Genomic DNA, 14,655 nt, shown 5'->3' on the forward strand with positions numbered 1-14,655 from the left:
TCCTCATAAATTAAACAATTTTTACTATAGCTATTATAGCAAATATAGTTTATACTGTTAAGGTATTAAATAAATATTGGAGAAGCTATGAAACAAAAAGAAGGATTTAGAAAATACCTTCCGATAACTTTTTTAATCGGAGCAGGATTTTTTACAATGGGGCTCATGGATCCATTGTATGACAGTTATGTAACTATTTTTTTAAGCCGTTATATTCCTTTTAAATGGCTTGTCGGAATATTGATGTCGCTCGATAATGTTCTGGCAATATTATTAATTCCCATAGTTTCGGCATGGTCGGATAGAACCCGAACAAAAATAGGAAGACGAATGCCGTGGATTATAATTTTGCTCCCATTGTCGGCAATTACTTTTAGCTTTATTCCATATGCAGCAAAAAATTCTTTGGCGGCATTGATAATTATTCTTGCCCTGCTGAATTTATTTAAGCAATCGGTGCGAGGCCCCGTCATAGCTTTAATGCCGGACATTGTTCCTGCCGAGTTCCGCTCTCAAGGGAACGGAGTTATCAACACTATGGGAAACATTGCCGCAATAGTAGGCACCTTATTTTTAGCCCGTCTAATGGATGTAGATACTGTCCTTCCCATTATAGGGCGTACAAAGGATGTTCTTTCATTTCCGGCAGCGGGTCTTTTGGTTATCCTTGCAACCCTAATGCTATTTTTCTTTGTAAAAGAAAAAAATGTTCCGCCGTCCAATTCTTCTGAAAATGAAGAAGAAAAAAAAGTGCCGTTTATACAGGCAATGAAAACCGTATTGGCAGGCAGAAAAATCGAAGACGAGGAAAAACCCGATAAGAGTGCCCTATTTGTTCTTGTTTCGCTTTTCTTATGGTTCCTAGGCTATCAGGGAATGCTGCCATACATCGCCGAGTACAGTATAAAACATTTCGGTGTATCGACAGGACAGGGAGCCTTTGCTGCAGGAATGGTAGGAATCGCCTCAGCCCTATCAGCCATTCCAATGGGATATGCTGCAAGTAAGTGGGGACGAAAAAGAATGATAAGAATCGCTTTGGTAGTTGTTGCGAGTTTGTGTTTGGCTCAATTTTTCTTAACCGAAATTGCAGGTATTCTAGGCCTTGCCGGAGGACAATTAAAATACCTATTTTGGGGTTTAATGTTTGTGTTCGGTATTTTTTGGATCTGTATAATAGCAAACTCCTTCCCCATGCTTTGGCAGATGGCTGGCTTTTCGCACATAGGACTTTACACAGGCTTATACTATACATTTTCTCAAGGAGCGGCAATAATAGCCCCCTTCCTTGCAGGTCTTATAATCGACTTTGCAGGACACAGAGCTGTCTTTGTATACTGTGCATGTTTTTTTCTACTCGCATGGCTTATGATGGGAAAGGTTACCAGAGGGGAAAAACACGATAAGGTAGAATAATTTTTTAAACTTTATAGGGCAGGTTTAGTTTTGTTATACTTCAATCCGAAAATCTGCATAGCCTCTAAGCCTTACCTCTTCGGAATTAAGGCTTTCAACACGGGCATAAGGATGCTCGTGCTTGAGAGAATAAAGGAATTCTCCCAAAGTATCGGTATCGGCTTCGGCAATAATTTCGACAGAGTAATCGGCAAGGTTGCGGACTCTGCCCTTTACATTGAGGCTCTTTGCAAGAGAACGGGTCCAATACCTGAATCCCACACCTTGAACCCTTCCTTTAACTATAATATGAAGAGCTCTCAAAGCCTCCTTATCCATTGATACTCCGGAAACCTAGGGCTTCGGCAGTATCTATAGGCTTAATCCCCATACTCTCCGCAAAAGCTATTGCATTCCTACAGCCCAAAATAGTATGCTCGGGGAAATGAGCGTCAGAATTACAGATAATCCTTGCCCCCATATCTGAAGCAAGTTCCCAAAATTGCCTAACCGGATAAATAAACTCATCGCGTCCGGCACGCACAATTTTTCTTTTAAAGGTACCGTATCCGTTTATTTCTATCGGCATATCAAGATCAATGGCCGCCTGAATCAATGCCTTTGAGCAAGCCAGATGGTCTGAATCTATATTTGAAACATCAGCTAAAAAAAGATCGGGATGGGCTAAAAAATTATAAAGGCCTGATGCCATTCCTTCAATCGTAAAATCAATATAACCGAAGAGCTCTTTTTTTGTAAGGGTCGGCGCATATTCCAAGCGGCCGTCTACATCATACCAGTGAGAACCCAAAACCAAAAAATCCGACTTCAGTTCCTCCCTCAAAAAATCCTTGTACCAGATCTTATAGCGGGGATGCCACTCGCATTCAAAGCCAAAATATACGGGAAAAGGAGCATCAATGACAGCTTCCTCTACCATGCTCTTATAGAGATTTACCTCATATTCTCCCATACGGCAATAATCCCACGAAGAATCGGGATAGGGACAATGATCCGAAAAACCTAGAGCCGAACAGCCGGCCTTAATCGCTTCTTTTACATAATCGATCGGCTTCCCTTCAGCATGTTTACACAAATAAGTATGGGTGTGAAAATTGCTTATCAAATTATTTTTTTTCATCGGCCTTAATTTTATTTATTATGGAAGCCTTTGTCAATCGGAGAAACTATATACAAAAATATGGAATTTTGTGAAAAAATGCTTGAAAAAAAATGAATCCCATGCTATGGTCAAGATTTAAAGATAAGATTAATGAATGATAATAAAAAAATCAGCCAAAAGCTCTGGGCGCAAAACAAGTATTTGGTTTTAAGCAAGTCTCAAAAAATTTATAAGGATATAAGAGAGCTTTTAAAAAAAGAAGACATAGCCCCTGATGAAGTGCAGCTCCTAATTGATCAAGCCATTAAACTTGAAGAAAACCCAAAAGAAGTAATCAATTCCCTTCAGCACATATGGGGCTATTTTAAAAATTGCGCAGAAAAAAACGCAAAAGAAAATTTTTTAAATATGATTGAGCTATATAAATATGGAAAAATAAATAAAAAAGAAATTTTAATCTATCTTTTAACCTTGCTAAAAAAATATCCTAATAAATATTTAGAAAATTCAAATATTTTTAAGGAAGAGGAAAATTAACATGAGACTATGGCATCAAAACCTGATAAACAGATTACCCGCACAACAGCTATTAGGGCAACATAGGGAATGCTGTGCATTGCGAGGAAACGGCTGGGGCAAAAAGCATTCTGTTGTGGACTATGTATTTTTATACTCACCCTACAAACTTTTTCAATATCACGAACTGGTAATGGAAGAGATGAACAAAAGAGGGTATAAGGTTTCGGAAGAATGGTTAGATAAAAACTATCGAGGCAAAAAATGTCCTCCATACGGCGACCTAAAGAAAATCAAAAAGACAAGTCCTATTTACAAGGAGCATGATGAAAAATATATGCAGGAATGTATTACTAATCTCCGTGAAAAAAATATAGAGATATAAAAAAACGCCCGCATCCAAGGCGGGCGTTGTGCAAAAAAGGCTTAAAAATCTATTCGGCTGAAGCTTCTTCAGCGGGTTTTTCTGCAGGGGCTTCCGCAGCCTTTTTATTCTTAATGTTTGCTCTGCATATTTTGCAGATCTTTGTTTTTGCACCGTTAATCTCTTGTTCGTACAAAACTTTGATTCCGGTTTTGTTACATACGGGGCATACCCCGCGTCCGCGGTTTTGCTCTGCGCGGATTCCTTTACCTCTATGAGCCTTTGACACGGTTGTACCTCCGATTTGATGAACTATCTACTACCTGATCGGTATTCTTTTTGTGTTCGGATTCACTCTTTGACGATTTAAATCCTGCTTCTTTTTTAGAAGTCTTTTTGTCATCGGATTTTTTTGAATCATCTTTTTTCTTTGTATCCTTTTCCTTTTTTTCAAAGTCATAGTCTACAAGTTCCAAGATAGCAACATCAGCTGCATCGCCTTCACGGAAACCGATTTTTAAGATACGGGTGTAACCGCCGTTTCTGTCTTTCATTCTAGGGCCGATATCGCTGAATAGTTTTTTTACAATATCATCATCCCAGATATACTTTGCAGCATGACGCCTGTTGTTGAATGTATCAACCTTTGAGCGTGTAATCAATTTTTCCGCAGTTCGGCGTACTTCCATCGCTTTTTGTTTTGTTGTCGTAATCCGCTCGTACTTAAATAGCGATGTAACCATATTTCGGTGCAAAGCACGGCGATGTGCAGTTGTACGCGAAAGCGGATTAAAGCCGTTCTTATGCTTCATCTGTTTCTTCCTTCTGTCTTGATACTTTTATCGTATTTTTTAGATGACTGTAATCAGTCATACCCAAGCGCAAATTGTATTCCGCCAATTTAGCATGAATTTCATTTAAAGTCATTCTGCCGACATTGCGCATACTTTCGATCTCATCTTCCGACTTCTGAGCCAGTTCGCCGAGAGTTTTAATACCGGCCGAGTCCAAGCAATTTTTAGCCCGAACGGAAAAATCGAGAGTAGTAATTGAAGTTGCTAAAAGCTGTTTAATTACCGTTTCTTCATTATCATCTTCATCTTCACCGAGATAATCATTTTCGTTAAAATTAATAAAGATGGAAAAATGATCTTTTGCAATTTTTGCAGCTTCGCCCAAAACATCTTCAGGTCTGACCGTACTGTCAGTCCAAATTTCAAGAATGAGCTTATCGTAATCGTTTCTTTGTCCTACTCTGCAAGGTTCAATAGCATAGCTTACCTTTAAAACAGGACCGTAGATTGCGTCCATCGGAATAGTTCCGACAATTTCAATGTATTTTTCATTAACTTCTGCCGGTACATAACCTCGGCCGAAATCTACTTGAACATCAAACGAAATATTAGCACCCTTCATCAATTCCATAACATGGAAAGGTTCGCCTAAAATTTCAAGCTGTCCTTCAACGGCAAAATCTTTGCTGGTTATCGACGCAGGCCCCTTAAATTCAAAATGAAAGTCACCTTGTTCCGATTCATCCGATAAACGGAGGCGGATCTGCTTTAGCTTATTCAAAATTTCCAGCGTATCTTCAGAGACGTTCGGAATATTTTCAAACTCACTTGAAATTGTGTGGGGTACGCCGTCGGCATCATGCGATGTTATAAGCACTGCCGATATAGCATAACCTTGAATTGATGATAATAAAATTCTCCTCAAACAATTTCCGATGGTTGTTCCAAAACCGGTCTCAAAAGGGGATGCCGTAAACTTACCATAGCTTTCGGTTGATTCTTGCTGAGCAAATTCCAAGCCTTTCGGCTTCTTAAATCCTTTTAAAAGATTTTTACGGGCCATTCACGTCTCCTTATATTCGGCGCGTCTTCTTGGGACGGCAGCCGTTGTGCGGAATGGGAGTTACATCGCTGATTGAGCGAACCTTTAATCCCATTGTTCCAAGCGTTCTGATAGCCGATTCACGGCCGACTCCGGGACCTTTTACAAAAACATGAACTTCATGCAAGCCGTAGGGCTGGCACTTTTGTACAGCTGTTTCTGCAACGGTCTGAGCCGCAAAGGGTGTCGATTTTTTGGCACCGGCAAAGCCTAAGCCGCCTGAAGATGCCCATGAAAGAACATTTCCCTTTAAGTCGGTTATCGTAATAATTGTGTTATTAAAGGTTGCTTGAATATAAACATTGCCTTCATATATGCTTTTCTTTTCTTTTCTTTTCTTTACAGTAGCCATGTTTTAATTACCTCCAACCACGATTATTTCTTCTTACCGGCAACGGTCTTCTTCTTACCCTTGCGTGTTCTGGCATTTGTCCTAGTTCTCTGTCCGCGTACCGGAAGACCCTTTCTGTGTCTTTGACCGCGGTAGCAGCCGATATCCTGAAGACGCTTGATATTTAAAGCCACTTCGGTTCGAAGGCGGCCTTCTACCTTGTACTCTCTGTCAATCACTTCACGGATTGCAGCTAACTCGGCTTCATCCAAATCATTCATTTTTTTCATCGGATCAACCTTTGTAGCTTCACAAATTTTGTTTGCCGATGAAGTCGAAATTCCATAAATGTACGTTAATGAAACATTAACATGTTTGTTAGGGAGGTCAACTCCCGCAATACGAGCCATTATCCAGTGTCCTCCGTTAACCTTGTCTTTGTTTATGCTTAGGATTTGTACAGATTATCCGTACTATTCCGTTGCGCTTAATAACCTTACATTTATCACAAATAGGTTTTACACTTGTTCTAACCTTCATATTCACTCCTTCAAAGAATGTATTCTATATCATTCTTAAAAAAAATTCTATAGGTTCCTTGATCTAATCTTGCCTTTTTTAAGCAAGCCGTCATGATGGTGCATTTTAAGCAAAGCTTCAACTTGGCTCATTGTATCCAAGTCAACACCAACCAAAATCAGCAATGAAGTTCCGCCCATCAGCATAGAAATATTTCTGGGGAAACTAAATGCCCACTGAATTATAGTAGGAAGTACTGCAATCGCAGCCAAATAAAGCGAACCGGGCAATATCAATCTGTTTAAAATTTTCTGTAAATATTCTTCAGTCTTGTCGGTTCTAATTCCCGGAATCGAGCCGCCGTTTTCCCTTATTTGTTTTGCTATTTCCGTTGGGTTAAGTGCAACCTGTGTGTAAAAGTAAGCAAAGAAAATAATCAAAACAACATACATAATGTTATAACCCCAGCCGTCTGAGCGCAAAAATCTTGCAACTGAAGCCAACCAAGAAACATTCGAGCCCCACATCTGCGAAAGCATGAGGGGAAAGGTTAAAAACGATGAAGCAAAAATGATGGGAATAACACCCGAGGGGTTAATCTTAAACGGAATATAAGTATTCTGTCCGCCATACATTTTTCGGCCGATAACGCGCTTTGCATAATGAACCGGTATTTTGCGCTGGCCCTGTTGTTCGTAAACAACCAAGGCTATAATTCCTACAAACATCGCAAAAGCAATAATTACAAAAACAAGGTTTAATTCGTTATTGCTTACAAGCTTGATCAATTCCCAAACAGCCTGAGGAAGACGGGCAACGATACCTGCAAAAATCAACATCGAAATACCGTTTCCGATACCTCTTGCAGTTATCTGTTCACCCATCCAAACGGTAATCATAGTACCCGTCGTTACCGTAACCATCGTAATAAACAAGTGTAAAACAGGACTTGAAATTACAACAGCACCGGGTATTGCTCTGGCCCATGTACCTACAGCGGAAGATTGAAGAAGAGCAACAAAGACGGTAACGATTCTTGTCCAAACCTGAATCTTTTTGCGTCCTCCGTCTTCTTCCGCTATTTTTTTAAGGCGCGGGAAAATAATCATGGCAAGCTGCATCAATATCTGAGTCGAAATATAGGGCATTACACCGAGCATAAATACCGAAAAGTTCGAAAACGCTCCTCCGACAAAGAAGTCCATGTGATCTGCAAAAGCATTTCCCTGACCTTGTCGAAAGTATGCTGTAAGAGCACTAGGGTCGATACCGGGGATGGTGAGTACCGAACCTAAGCGGAAAACTGCTAAAACTATGATCGTAAAGAAAATACGGCTTCGTAAATCCTTTATTTTGAACATATTTGCAACTACATTATTAGCCATTTTTACCGCCTTTTATGCTTCAGACTGAACTATTGTTCCGCCTGCCTTTTCTATTTTTTCCTTAGCCGATGCAGAAATTTTATCTACATCAACCGTCAATTTTTTTGTTATATCTCCCGTTCCCAAAACTTTAACGTAAAGAGAACCTTTTCGGAGAAGACCTTTTTGCATTAAGGACTCTTTGTTTACAGTCTCGCCGTCGCTGTACTTTGTTTCGAGCATGGCAAGGTTTACAACATAGAATTCCTTTTTAAAAGGATAGTTTGAAAATCCTTTTTTTGCAACACGTCGGTACAAGGGCATCTGTCCGCCTTCAAAGCCGGCATAAACCTTGCCGCCTGAACGGGCTTGCTGACCCTTATGTCCCTTTCCGGAAGTTTTTCCCCAGCCGGAAGAAGAACCGCGTCCTACAATCTTCTTTTTATGAGTTGCTCCTGCAGGAACAGTTAAATTAAATTCGGACATTAGTTTAACTCCTTAACTTCAACTACATGAGCAACGGATTTTACCATACCTAAGATAGCAGGATTTTCCTCATGCTCAACTACAGAGTTGATCTTTTTTAATCCCAAAGAGCGTACCGTCGCGCGGACATGGTGTCTTTGCCCGATTGTGCTTTTTATCAATTTAATACTAATTCTCTTTGCCATTTACTTACCCCCATACATCCAAAAGGGTTTTTCCGCGGCTCTTAGCAATTTTTTTGCCGTCCATCAAAAGACTTGCAGCATCAAAGGTTGCTTTAACTACATTTACTGCGGAGCTTGATCCCAATGACTTTGAAAGCAAGTCGGTTGCACCGGCAGCTTCCATAATAGCACGGATTGTACCGCCTGCGATAATTCCCGTACCGGAACAAGCAGGGCGCAAAAGAACTGACGAGCCCTTGAACTTGCCTTGAACCTCATGAGGAATTGTGCCGTTTTTAAGCGGAAAGGTTACCATATTGGCTTTTGCCTTTTCGATACTCTTTCGAATAGCATCGCTTACGTCATTTGCCTTACCGAAACCGTATCCTACTCGTCCTTTTTGATCGCCGACAACAGTTAGAGCAGAAAAGGAGAACCTGCGTCCGCCCTTTACAACCTTAGCCGTTCGGTTCAATTTAACAAGCTTTTCAACATATTCTTTATCGGTATGCTGGTTATCATGTTTTGATTCTTTTTGATGACTCATAACCTCTCCTAAAACTTAATTCCTGTTTTTCTTGCACCATCGGCAACGGCCTTTACAACACCGTGGTAAAGATATCCGTTCCTGTCAAAAACAACAGTGTCAATATTTTTTTCCTTGAGGCGCTTGCCGATTTCTTCACCGACTTTTGCCCCAGATTCAACATTAACCTTAAGCGATCGAAGAGCTTCTTCCATTGTAGAAACGGCAGCCAATGTCTTGCCCTCTACATCGTCAATAACCTGAACCGAAATGCGTTTGTTGCTTCGGAACACGGTCATGCGCGGGCGTTCTGCAGTACCGAAAATAGACTTTCGAATGTGCATCTTTCGCTTAAATCTTTTTCTATCTTTATCATTACGTTTTTTGTCCATAATACTACCCTTACTTTACACCGGACTTTCCGACTTTTCGTTTGATGATTTCGTCTTCGTAACGAATTCCCTTGCCCTTATAGGGTTCCGGGCCTCTCAACTTTCGTACCTGTGAAGCAAATTGTCCGACAGCTTCTTTTGAAGCTCCTGAAATAATAACCTTCAGCTGGTCAACCTTTACTTCGATTCCTTCGGGAATAAGAACGGAAAAGTCGTTTGAATAACCCAAAGCCATTACAAGGAGTTTGCCTTGAACTTCGGCTCTGTAACCTACACCATTGATTACCAAGGTCTTTGTAAAGCCGGTGCTTACGCCGGTTACCATGTTGTTAAGAAGACTTCGATATAAACCGTGATAAGCCCTTGTTTGAAGCTCATCATTCTTTCTTGTTACAAGAACATGATCGCTTTCAACCTTAAAATCAACAGCCTCTGTGTGATAATCTTGTGAAAGTTTCCCCTTGGGACCTTCAACGGTAAAGATACCGTTTGCAACATTCACTTTTACACCTGCAGGAATAGCAACAGGCAGTTTTCCAACTCTTGACATATTGCTCCTCCTACCAAACCTTGCAAATAAGCTCGCCGCCTACTTGGCTTTCGCCGGCAGCTTTTCCGGTAATGATACCCTTTGAAGTCGATACAATAAGAGTACCGTAGCCGTTAAAAACTCTCGGTAAGCTCTTATAACCTAAATATACTCGGCGGCCGGGTGTGGAAACCCTTTCGATTCCGTGAATAACCGAAGATTCTTTATCATCGTATTTTAAGAACACACGGATATTGCCGGCTCCTTCCTGGGTCATTTTTTTAAAGTTTTTAATATACCCTTCCGATTTAAGAATACTGATAATTTCCCACTTCATCTTTGAAGAAGGAACATCAACCGATTCGTGACCGGCTGAAGCAGCATTTCTAATTTTAGTAAGCATATCTGCTATCGGATCTGAAACACTCATTATCGTTCCTCCTACCAACTCGACTTTGTAACGCCGGGGATTTGCCCTTCGCTTGCCAATTTTCTAAAACAAACACGGCACATTTTGAATTTTCGCAGATAACCTCTAGGGCGTCCGCAAACCTTGCATCTGTTATACTGCCGTGTCGGATACTTTGCTTTTCTGTTAGCTTGATTAATTTTTGCAACTGTAGCCATGAAATCCTCTCTTACTTCCTAAAGGGCATACCAAACTTTGCAAGAAGCGATCTTGCCTCTTGATCAGTCTCGGCAGAAGTTACTACGTTCACATTCAATCCTGAAATGCGTTCGATTTTATCGAAGTCGATTTCGGGGAAGATGATCTGCTCGGTAATACCCACTGAATAGTTTCCGCGACCGTCAAAACCGTTCGGGTTAACTCCGCGGAAATCCTTAACACGCGGCAAAGCAACATTGATAAAGCGGTCTAAGAATTCATACATTCTAGCACCGCGCAAAGTTACCATTGCCCCAATCTCATTTCCCTCACGAAGTTTAAAGTTTGCTATACTCTTTCTTGCCTTTGTTTTCACAGCTTTTTGACCGGTGATTGTTTCAAGGTCAGTTACTGCAGCATCAAGTAGTTTCCTATTCGTGAGAGCTACACCAACGCCCATGCTTACTACGACTTTTTTAAGCCGAGGAATTTGCATAACGGAACTGTAGTTAAATTCCTTTTTAAGCTCGGGCATGATTTGTTCTGTATAGACTTTCTTAAGCCGAGGTACGTAATTACTCATTATAACGCTTCTCCACACTTACGGCAAATTCTTGTTTTTTTGCCGTCCTTTATTTCGTATGCAATACGGGTTTTTCCGCATTTTTTGCATATAATCATAACATTGGATGCAGATATCGGAGCTTCAATTTCTACAATTCCGCCCTGATCCTGCTGGCTTCTTTTGCGCATGGCTTTCTTTATCATATTAAGTCCGCCGACGATAACCTTGTTATCTTCCTGCAAGACCTTTACGACTTCGCCCCGCTTGCCCCTTTCCTTACCTGCAATAATTTCAACATTATCATTGCGGTGAATTTTCATCTTTCCTGCCATAAACTCTCCTTAAAGAACTTCCGGAGCAAGAGAAACTATCTTCATGAAATCATGATCACGAAGCTCTCTGGCTACAGGGCCGAAAATACGTTTTCCCTTAGGGTTTTTATTATCGTCAACGATTACGCAAGCGTTATCGTCAAAACGAATATAAGTTCCATCGGGACGGCGGTATTCTTTTGAAACACGCACAATAACGGCTTTTTCTACCGTACCTTTTTTAATAACCGATGTCGGCAAGGCTTCTTTTACCGCCACAACGATTATATCCCCAATACCTGCGTATCTGCGTTTTGATCCGCCGATAACCTTAATACATTCGACGAGTTTAGCGCCTGAGTTATCGGCAACGTTTAATCTTGTTTCAACCTGTATCATTTACCTTAACTCCTTGCCTTACTTAGCCCGCTCAATAACTTCAGTAAGCATCCAAGCCTTATCCTTACTGATGGGCTTATGCTCTACAATTCTTACGGTATCGCCGATGTGAGCCGTATTCTCTTCATCGTGAGCCTTATATTTTTTACTGCTCGATACGTATTTTTTGTAAAGCTTATGAAGCTTTTTAGTTCGGACTTCAACGACGATGGTTTTATTCATCTTGTCGCTTGTTACGATTCCGACAAACTCGCGCTTCCCGATTTTTTTTGTATTTTCTGTTGTTTCCACGGGTTAAGCTCCTAATTTGCACCTTCGCCGGCCAATTCTTTTTGGCGGATAAAGGTATTTAACATCGCTATTTCACGACGCATACTTCTCTTTTCAAGAGGGTTGTCCAAATGGCCTACCACAGCTTGAAATCTCAAATCCATGTATTTTTGCTTTAGATCATTGCGTTTTGAAACAAGTTCTTTATACGACATTTCTCTGTATTTTGACTTCTTTTTCATTTTAAACGCTCCTTAGTCGGCCTGAATCTGCTCGGCAAACCTTGTCTTAAAGGGAAGTTTGCTTCCTGCCAAGGTCATAGCTTGTTCGGCCAAATTCTTATCAACACCGGCTAATTCAAAAATAATAGTTCCGGGTTTTACAACCGCTACCCAGTATTCGGGGGCGCCTTTTCCGCCGCCCATTCGAACTTCAGCGGGTTTCTTTGAATAGGGTTTATCCGGAAAAACTCGAATCCACAATTTTCCGCCTCGCTTAATCTTACGATTTAAAGCAACACGGGCAGCTTCAATCTGTCTGTTTGTAAGCAAAAAAGGCTCAAGAGAAACTAAGGCGTAATCACCGAAATCGATGTTATTGCATCGAGTAGCTTCGCCCTTGATTCTACCGCGCTGAACCTTTCTATGTTTTACACGTTTGGGACTAAACATAATTATTGCCTCCCTTCTTGAGCGGGCTTTTCAGAGCGAGGCCGTCTTTGTTTTTTGAGCAAGGCACCTGCATCTTCTTTTTGTTCTCCGCCAAACATCATTCCGCTGTAAAGCCATACCTTAACACCTATCTTTCCATAGGTTGTATCCGCTTCAGCAAAACCGTAGTCTATATCTGCCCGAAGTGTGTGAAGAGGAACTCGGCCTTCCTTCATTTCTTCGGTTCGCGACATTTCAGCACCGCCTAAGCGTCCTGAAATTCTAATCTTTATACCTTGAGCACCTGACCTCATCGTATTAAAACAAGCTTGTTTTAATACCTTTCGGAAAGAAGCTCTTCCTGCAAGCTGGCGTGCAACGTTTTGGGCAACTAAAGAAGCTCTCAATTCGGCTCTCTTTACTTCCTTAATCTTGATCTGCACTTTTTTGCCGAGCTTTTTCTGTATAATGGCTCCGATATTTTCGATATTGGCACCTTTTACACCGATTATAACGCCGGGACGAGCCGTGTGAATCATAATCGTAATCCTTTGGGGATGACGGATGATTTCAACTTCGGCAATGTCGGCATTTTTACATTCAGGAATTTCCTGAATCATAGCTCGAATCTTTAAATCCTCAAGCAACAAGTCGGCATAATTTCGGGGGCCTGCATACCAGCGAGACGACCAAGTTTTGTTTATACCAAGTCTTAATCCTGTAGGGTTTACTTTCTGTCCCATATCTACTCTCCTGCTCTCTCGTCAACGACAACTGTGATATGACACATTCGCTTTAAGAGAATGTCTGCACGGCCCTTGCCGCGACACCAAATTCTTTTTAGCCTGGGCCCTTCGTCAATCATAATTTCCTTAACAAAGAGCATATCTTCATCAAGCTGCTTATTTTTGTAAAGAGCATTTGAGGCAGCCGATTTCATAGTCTGAGAAATTAAGACGGCTCCCTTTTGAGGCATATTTTCCAAAATAGCCATTGCTTCCGGATAAGGCTTGTTCTTTACGACGTTTGCCACCGGTCTTACCTTGGTAGGTGATGCAATAAGAAATTTCGTTGTTGCTCGATATCCTGTTCTTTCAGTCATCTTCATTCACCTATTTTCCAACCTTCTTGTCAGAGTTTGCATGTTTGCGGAATGTACGCGTAGGAGCAAACTCTCCAAGTTTATGTCCAACAAGATTCTCGGTTATATAAACCGGAATCCACGTCTTGCCGTTATGTACCGAAATAGTGTTACCGACCATTTCAGGTATAATTGTAGAACAGCGGGAATAAGTCTTAATCGGTTTCTTCTTACCCGATCTGTTCATCTCATTTACATTCTTAAAAAGACTCTTTGCAATAAAAGGTCCTTTTTTAACTGATCTTGACACTTGTGCAGCCCCCTAATTCTTCTTCTTTCGTCTTGAGACAATGAAGCTATCCGAAGGATTGCGCTTCTTGCGGGTCTTATAACCCTTACAAGGCTGACCCCAAGGAGTAACGGGATGTCTTCCCTTTCCTCGTCCTTCACCACCGCCGAGGGGGTGATCAATCGGGTTCATAGCCATACCGCGAACGGTGGGTCTGATTCCAAGCCATCTTGATCGACCGGCTTTGCCAAGACTTGTATTCATGTGATCTTCATTGCCGACTTCGCCTATTGTTGCATAACATTTCTTGTTTACCAAGCGAGTTTCTCCGGAAGGCAATCTTATGGTAACATATTCGCCTTCTTTTGCAGCAACCAATGCGCCGGCACCTGCCGAACGCGCCATTTGTCCGCCTCTTCCGATCGTAAGCTCAATATTATGCACGGTAAAGCCGACGGGAATCGCTTCCAAAGGAAGAGCATTTGCAACATCCAATGTAGCCATTTCGCCGCTCATAATCTTTTGACCGATTTTTAAGCCCTTGGGAGCGATGATGTATCGTTTTTCTCCGTCAGCGTAAAAAATCAATGCAATATTTGCACTGCGGTTAGGATCATACTCGATTGTCCTTACAGTGCCCGGAATACCATATTTGTTTCGCTTAAAATCGATTTGTCGGTATTTCTGTTTATGTCCGCCGCCTTGGCCTCGAACTGAAATGCGTCCTCTTGAATCGCGTCCTGCTCTGTTCTTTTTGCCTGTAGTCAAAGACTTTTCAGGCTTTTGAGCTGTAATTTCATCTTTTCGCAAATCAATTCGTCCGCGCAATCCGGGCGTCATCGGCTTATATTCTTTTAGAGCCATTTTGCTATCCCCTT

29 protein-coding genes are annotated in these 14,655 nt (G+C 41.3%); 3 read left to right on the forward strand and 26 right to left on the reverse strand.

Annotated features, from left to right (window positions below):
* Nucleotides 1–87: 87 nt before the first annotated feature.
* The gene (locus E4N80_RS08915) at nucleotides 88–1,416 is read left to right on the forward strand and encodes an MFS transporter (RefSeq protein WP_253698924.1); all 1,329 of its coding nucleotides are present in this window, start codon (nucleotides 88–90) and stop codon (nucleotides 1,414–1,416) included.
* Nucleotides 1,417–1,449: 33 nt separating this feature from the next.
* Here E4N80_RS08915 and E4N80_RS08920 read toward each other — a convergent pair whose 3' ends face one another.
* Both E4N80_RS08920 and E4N80_RS08925 read right to left on the reverse strand, forming a co-directional pair.
* Nucleotides 1,450–1,734: an acylphosphatase gene (locus tag E4N80_RS08920; protein ID WP_253698925.1), complete on the reverse strand. Its 285-nt coding sequence runs from the start codon at nucleotides 1,732–1,734 to the stop codon at nucleotides 1,450–1,452.
* Entirely contained in the window at nucleotides 1,727–2,536 is an 810-nt protein-coding gene (locus E4N80_RS08925; protein WP_253698926.1) for a PHP domain-containing protein, read from the reverse strand. The genes E4N80_RS08920 and E4N80_RS08925 overlap by 8 nt, the downstream gene beginning before the upstream one ends.
* A 132-nt stretch (nucleotides 2,537–2,668) precedes the next feature.
* On the opposite strand from E4N80_RS08925, the gene E4N80_RS08930 reads away from it, so the two are divergent.
* Together E4N80_RS08930 and E4N80_RS08935 are read left to right on the forward strand one after the other, a co-directional pair.
* Nucleotides 2,669–3,055: a YbgA family protein gene (locus E4N80_RS08930; protein WP_253698927.1), complete on the forward strand. Its 387-nt coding sequence runs from the start codon at nucleotides 2,669–2,671 to the stop codon at nucleotides 3,053–3,055.
* Between the two features lies 1 nt (nucleotide 3,056).
* Complete coding sequence (locus E4N80_RS08935) at nucleotides 3,057–3,419, forward strand: TIGR02328 family protein (RefSeq protein WP_002689867.1); 363 nt, start codon at nucleotides 3,057–3,059, stop codon at nucleotides 3,417–3,419.
* Between the two features lie 49 nt (nucleotides 3,420–3,468).
* On the opposite strand, the gene E4N80_RS08940 is transcribed toward E4N80_RS08935, so the two are convergent.
* From E4N80_RS08940 to rplB, 24 genes are read right to left on the reverse strand one after another with little or no spacing between them, the layout of a single operon-like run.
* Nucleotides 3,469–3,687: a hypothetical protein gene (locus tag E4N80_RS08940; protein WP_002670045.1), complete on the reverse strand. Its 219-nt coding sequence runs from the start codon at nucleotides 3,685–3,687 to the stop codon at nucleotides 3,469–3,471.
* Complete coding sequence (gene rplQ, locus E4N80_RS08945; RefSeq protein WP_253698928.1) at nucleotides 3,671–4,210, reverse strand: 50S ribosomal protein L17; 540 nt, start codon at nucleotides 4,208–4,210, stop codon at nucleotides 3,671–3,673. The genes E4N80_RS08940 and rplQ overlap by 17 nt, the downstream gene beginning before the upstream one ends.
* Nucleotides 4,200–5,255 (reverse strand): DNA-directed RNA polymerase subunit alpha, encoded by a 1,056-nt coding sequence (locus tag E4N80_RS08950; protein WP_253698929.1) that lies wholly within the window; start codon nucleotides 5,253–5,255, stop codon nucleotides 4,200–4,202. Before E4N80_RS08950 ends, rplQ begins: the two co-directional genes overlap by 11 nt.
* Nucleotides 5,256–5,265: 10 nt before the next feature.
* The gene (gene rpsK / locus E4N80_RS08955; protein WP_002670039.1) at nucleotides 5,266–5,646 is read right to left on the reverse strand and encodes a 30S ribosomal protein S11; all 381 of its coding nucleotides are present in this window, start codon (nucleotides 5,644–5,646) and stop codon (nucleotides 5,266–5,268) included.
* Between the two features lie 23 nt (nucleotides 5,647–5,669).
* A complete protein-coding gene (rpsM, locus tag E4N80_RS08960; RefSeq protein WP_002670034.1) occupies nucleotides 5,670–6,035 on the reverse strand; it encodes a 30S ribosomal protein S13 in 366 nt (121 codons plus the stop codon).
* A 16-nt stretch (nucleotides 6,036–6,051) separates the two neighbouring features.
* Nucleotides 6,052–6,165, reverse strand: a complete 114-nt coding sequence (rpmJ, locus tag E4N80_RS08965; protein WP_002672206.1) for a 50S ribosomal protein L36 — start codon at nucleotides 6,163–6,165, stop codon at nucleotides 6,052–6,054.
* Between the two features lie 47 nt (nucleotides 6,166–6,212).
* Nucleotides 6,213–7,529 (reverse strand): preprotein translocase subunit SecY, encoded by a 1,317-nt coding sequence (secY, locus tag E4N80_RS08970; protein WP_253698930.1) that lies wholly within the window; start codon nucleotides 7,527–7,529, stop codon nucleotides 6,213–6,215.
* Nucleotides 7,530–7,541: 12 nt separating this feature from the next.
* Nucleotides 7,542–7,994 (reverse strand): 50S ribosomal protein L15, encoded by a 453-nt coding sequence (rplO, locus tag E4N80_RS08975; RefSeq protein WP_010694748.1) that lies wholly within the window; start codon nucleotides 7,992–7,994, stop codon nucleotides 7,542–7,544.
* Nucleotides 7,994–8,179 (reverse strand): 50S ribosomal protein L30, encoded by a 186-nt coding sequence (rpmD, locus tag E4N80_RS08980; protein WP_010694747.1) that lies wholly within the window; start codon nucleotides 8,177–8,179, stop codon nucleotides 7,994–7,996. Before rpmD ends, rplO begins: the two co-directional genes overlap by 1 nt.
* Before the next feature lie 4 nt (nucleotides 8,180–8,183).
* Entirely contained in the window at nucleotides 8,184–8,705 is a 522-nt protein-coding gene (rpsE, locus tag E4N80_RS08985; protein WP_010694746.1) for a 30S ribosomal protein S5, read from the reverse strand.
* 8 nt (nucleotides 8,706–8,713) lie between these two features.
* Entirely contained in the window at nucleotides 8,714–9,076 is a 363-nt protein-coding gene (gene rplR / locus E4N80_RS08990) for a 50S ribosomal protein L18 (protein WP_002670026.1), read from the reverse strand.
* Between the two features lie 10 nt (nucleotides 9,077–9,086).
* Nucleotides 9,087–9,626 carry a 50S ribosomal protein L6 gene (gene rplF / locus E4N80_RS08995; RefSeq protein ID WP_253688539.1) on the reverse strand — a complete coding sequence of 180 codons (540 nt, stop codon included), beginning with the start codon at nucleotides 9,624–9,626 and terminating at the stop codon, nucleotides 9,087–9,089.
* Between the two features lie 10 nt (nucleotides 9,627–9,636).
* Complete coding sequence (gene rpsH, locus E4N80_RS09000; protein WP_002670022.1) at nucleotides 9,637–10,035, reverse strand: 30S ribosomal protein S8; 399 nt, start codon at nucleotides 10,033–10,035, stop codon at nucleotides 9,637–9,639.
* A gap of 11 nt (nucleotides 10,036–10,046) precedes the next feature.
* A complete protein-coding gene (locus E4N80_RS09005) occupies nucleotides 10,047–10,232 on the reverse strand; it encodes a type Z 30S ribosomal protein S14 (protein ID WP_002670020.1) in 186 nt (61 codons plus the stop codon).
* Nucleotides 10,233–10,243: 11 nt separating this feature from the next.
* Entirely contained in the window at nucleotides 10,244–10,795 is a 552-nt protein-coding gene (gene rplE, locus E4N80_RS09010) for a 50S ribosomal protein L5 (RefSeq protein ID WP_002670018.1), read from the reverse strand.
* Nucleotides 10,795–11,109 carry a 50S ribosomal protein L24 gene (rplX, locus tag E4N80_RS09015; RefSeq protein WP_010694743.1) on the reverse strand — a complete coding sequence of 105 codons (315 nt, stop codon included), beginning with the start codon at nucleotides 11,107–11,109 and terminating at the stop codon, nucleotides 10,795–10,797. The genes rplE and rplX overlap by 1 nt, the downstream gene beginning before the upstream one ends.
* 9 nt (nucleotides 11,110–11,118) lie before the next feature.
* Complete coding sequence (gene rplN, locus E4N80_RS09020; RefSeq protein WP_002670011.1) at nucleotides 11,119–11,487, reverse strand: 50S ribosomal protein L14; 369 nt, start codon at nucleotides 11,485–11,487, stop codon at nucleotides 11,119–11,121.
* Between the two features lie 18 nt (nucleotides 11,488–11,505).
* Entirely contained in the window at nucleotides 11,506–11,778 is a 273-nt protein-coding gene (rpsQ, locus tag E4N80_RS09025; RefSeq protein WP_002670009.1) for a 30S ribosomal protein S17, read from the reverse strand.
* 11 nt (nucleotides 11,779–11,789) lie between these two features.
* Nucleotides 11,790–11,999 carry a 50S ribosomal protein L29 gene (gene rpmC, locus E4N80_RS09030; protein WP_010694742.1) on the reverse strand — a complete coding sequence of 70 codons (210 nt, stop codon included), beginning with the start codon at nucleotides 11,997–11,999 and terminating at the stop codon, nucleotides 11,790–11,792.
* Between the two features lie 12 nt (nucleotides 12,000–12,011).
* The gene (gene rplP, locus E4N80_RS09035; RefSeq protein WP_080612536.1) at nucleotides 12,012–12,431 is read right to left on the reverse strand and encodes a 50S ribosomal protein L16; all 420 of its coding nucleotides are present in this window, start codon (nucleotides 12,429–12,431) and stop codon (nucleotides 12,012–12,014) included.
* A complete protein-coding gene (gene rpsC / locus E4N80_RS09040; protein WP_253688540.1) occupies nucleotides 12,431–13,150 on the reverse strand; it encodes a 30S ribosomal protein S3 in 720 nt (239 codons plus the stop codon). The genes rplP and rpsC overlap by 1 nt, the downstream gene beginning before the upstream one ends.
* Before the next feature lie 2 nt (nucleotides 13,151–13,152).
* Entirely contained in the window at nucleotides 13,153–13,515 is a 363-nt protein-coding gene (gene rplV, locus E4N80_RS09045; protein WP_002670000.1) for a 50S ribosomal protein L22, read from the reverse strand.
* A 4-nt stretch (nucleotides 13,516–13,519) separates the two neighbouring features.
* Complete coding sequence (rpsS, locus tag E4N80_RS09050) at nucleotides 13,520–13,798, reverse strand: 30S ribosomal protein S19 (RefSeq protein WP_002669999.1); 279 nt, start codon at nucleotides 13,796–13,798, stop codon at nucleotides 13,520–13,522.
* A gap of 12 nt (nucleotides 13,799–13,810) precedes the next feature.
* Entirely contained in the window at nucleotides 13,811–14,641 is an 831-nt protein-coding gene (gene rplB / locus E4N80_RS09055; protein ID WP_002669998.1) for a 50S ribosomal protein L2, read from the reverse strand.
* Nucleotides 14,642–14,655 lie beyond the last annotated feature (14 nt).

This window comes from Treponema denticola, from assembly GCF_024181605.1.
Classification (GTDB): Bacteria; Spirochaetota; Spirochaetia; order Treponematales; family Treponemataceae; genus Treponema_B; species Treponema_B denticola_B.

What these genes read in the sequence shown, in the direction of transcription:
- rpsM (WP_002670034.1), bottom strand. Translation starts at nt 6,035, where the DNA reads ATGGCTCGTATTGCGGGAGTTGACCTCCCTAACAAACATGTTAATGTT.
- rplF (WP_253688539.1), bottom strand. Translation starts at nt 9,626, where the DNA reads ATGTCAAGAGTTGGAAAACTGCCTGTTGCTATTCCTGCAGGTGTAAAA.
- rpmJ (WP_002672206.1), bottom strand. Translation starts at nt 6,165, where the DNA reads ATGAAGGTTAGAACAAGTGTAAAACCTATTTGTGATAAATGTAAGGTT.
- E4N80_RS08925 (WP_253698926.1), bottom strand. Translation starts at nt 2,536, where the DNA reads ATGAAAAAAAATAATTTGATAAGCAATTTTCACACCCATACTTATTTG.
- rplB (WP_002669998.1), bottom strand. Translation starts at nt 14,641, where the DNA reads ATGGCTCTAAAAGAATATAAGCCGATGACGCCCGGATTGCGCGGACGA.
- rpsE (WP_010694746.1), bottom strand. Translation starts at nt 8,705, where the DNA reads ATGAGTCATCAAAAAGAATCAAAACATGATAACCAGCATACCGATAAA.
- rplQ (WP_253698928.1), bottom strand. Translation starts at nt 4,210, where the DNA reads ATGAAGCATAAGAACGGCTTTAATCCGCTTTCGCGTACAACTGCACAT.
- rplX (WP_010694743.1), bottom strand. Translation starts at nt 11,109, where the DNA reads ATGGCAGGAAAGATGAAAATTCACCGCAATGATAATGTTGAAATTATT.
- E4N80_RS08915 (WP_253698924.1), top strand. Translation starts at nt 88, where the DNA reads ATGAAACAAAAAGAAGGATTTAGAAAATACCTTCCGATAACTTTTTTA.
- rplE (WP_002670018.1), bottom strand. Translation starts at nt 10,795, where the DNA reads ATGAGTAATTACGTACCTCGGCTTAAGAAAGTCTATACAGAACAAATC.
- E4N80_RS08930 (WP_253698927.1), top strand. Translation starts at nt 2,669, where the DNA reads ATGAATGATAATAAAAAAATCAGCCAAAAGCTCTGGGCGCAAAACAAG.
- rpsH (WP_002670022.1), bottom strand. Translation starts at nt 10,035, where the DNA reads ATGAGTGTTTCAGATCCGATAGCAGATATGCTTACTAAAATTAGAAAT.
- rplO (WP_010694748.1), bottom strand. Translation starts at nt 7,994, where the DNA reads ATGTCCGAATTTAATTTAACTGTTCCTGCAGGAGCAACTCATAAAAAG.
- rplV (WP_002670000.1), bottom strand. Translation starts at nt 13,515, where the DNA reads ATGAAGATGACTGAAAGAACAGGATATCGAGCAACAACGAAATTTCTT.
- rpmD (WP_010694747.1), bottom strand. Translation starts at nt 8,179, where the DNA reads ATGGCAAAGAGAATTAGTATTAAATTGATAAAAAGCACAATCGGGCAA.
- E4N80_RS09005 (WP_002670020.1), bottom strand. Translation starts at nt 10,232, where the DNA reads ATGGCTACAGTTGCAAAAATTAATCAAGCTAACAGAAAAGCAAAGTAT.
- rpsC (WP_253688540.1), bottom strand. Translation starts at nt 13,150, where the DNA reads ATGGGACAGAAAGTAAACCCTACAGGATTAAGACTTGGTATAAACAAA.
- rpmC (WP_010694742.1), bottom strand. Translation starts at nt 11,999, where the DNA reads ATGAAAAAGAAGTCAAAATACAGAGAAATGTCGTATAAAGAACTTGTT.
- E4N80_RS08950 (WP_253698929.1), bottom strand. Translation starts at nt 5,255, where the DNA reads ATGGCCCGTAAAAATCTTTTAAAAGGATTTAAGAAGCCGAAAGGCTTG.
- E4N80_RS08935 (WP_002689867.1), top strand. Translation starts at nt 3,057, where the DNA reads ATGAGACTATGGCATCAAAACCTGATAAACAGATTACCCGCACAACAG.
- rplN (WP_002670011.1), bottom strand. Translation starts at nt 11,487, where the DNA reads ATGATACAGGTTGAAACAAGATTAAACGTTGCCGATAACTCAGGCGCT.
- secY (WP_253698930.1), bottom strand. Translation starts at nt 7,529, where the DNA reads ATGGCTAATAATGTAGTTGCAAATATGTTCAAAATAAAGGATTTACGA.
- rplR (WP_002670026.1), bottom strand. Translation starts at nt 9,076, where the DNA reads ATGGACAAAAAACGTAATGATAAAGATAGAAAAAGATTTAAGCGAAAG.
- E4N80_RS08920 (WP_253698925.1), bottom strand. Translation starts at nt 1,734, where the DNA reads ATGGATAAGGAGGCTTTGAGAGCTCTTCATATTATAGTTAAAGGAAGG.
- rpsK (WP_002670039.1), bottom strand. Translation starts at nt 5,646, where the DNA reads ATGGCTACTGTAAAGAAAAGAAAAGAAAAGAAAAGCATATATGAAGGC.